Source organism: Pseudomonas edaphica (genome assembly GCF_005863185.1).
Classification (GTDB): domain Bacteria; phylum Pseudomonadota; class Gammaproteobacteria; order Pseudomonadales; family Pseudomonadaceae; genus Aquipseudomonas; species Aquipseudomonas edaphica.
In genome coordinates this window covers 1-913 of record NZ_VBVZ01001059.1, presented here as the reverse complement: position 1 = coordinate 913, position 913 = coordinate 1, and the positions used below count along the sequence as shown (strand labels likewise).

Annotated in this window: 1 protein-coding gene; it reads left to right on the top strand. The window is 61.7% G+C overall.

Translation table 11 applies throughout. The annotated features are described in order from the left end of the window. Positions 1-97: 97 nt before the first annotated feature. A partial coding sequence (locus FEM54_RS33230) for an MFS transporter (protein ID WP_138454359.1) occupies positions 98-913 on the top strand: 816 nt, incomplete at its 3' end.

The window sequence follows — 913 nt, the reverse complement described above, 5'->3', positions numbered from 1 at the left end:
ACCGAGGTGTCTGCATCGCGGGCAAGCCCGGCTCCCACACAAGCCCGCTCCCACACTGTTTTGTGTGATCTTGATAATTATCCACAGGAGCGTGGAAATGCGTTGGGCGACTTATTTCGCCGTGCTGGCCTCTGTCCTCAGCGTCGGCCTGGCCTTGGGCGTGAGCATGCCGCTGGTGTCCCTGCGTCTCGAAGGCTGGGGTTATGGCAGCTTCGCCATTGGCGTGATGGCCGCCATGCCGGCTTTTGGCGTACTGCTCGGCGCGAAGGTCTCCAGTCGGCTGGCCTCGTGGCTGGGCACCGCCAACCTGATGCGGCTGTGCTTATGGGCCGGTGCCATCTCCATAGGCTTATTGGCGATCCTGCCCAGCTACCCGGTGTGGCTGGTGCTGCGGCTGATGATCGGCGTGATCCTGACCATTGTGTTTATCCTGGGTGAAAGCTGGATCAACCAGTTGGTGGTCGAGCAATGGCGTGGTCGCCTGGTGGCGCTGTACGGTTGCAGCTATGCCTTGAGCCAATTGTCGGGCCCGTTGCTGCTGGGCGTACTGGGCACTGACCATGACTATGGCTTCTGGGTGGGCGTTGGCTTGTTGGTGGTCGCGCCGCTGTTGCTGCTGGGGCGTTCCGGTGCCCCAACCGCCGAGTCCTTCAGCGTGACGTTCAGTGATCTGTGGCGTTTCTGCCTGACGCTGCCGGCAATTGCCTTGGCGGTCGCCTTGTTCGCCGCGTTCGAGGCGATGATTCTGACGCTGCTGCCGGTGTATTGCCTGCAGCAGGGTTTCACCGCCGAGATTGCCTTGGCCATGGTCAGCACCGTGGTGGTCGGTGATGCGCTGTTGCAATTGCCCATTGGCGCTTTGGCCGATTACTTGCCACGGCGCACCTTGTTCTTGAGCTGCGCGGTGTTGTTG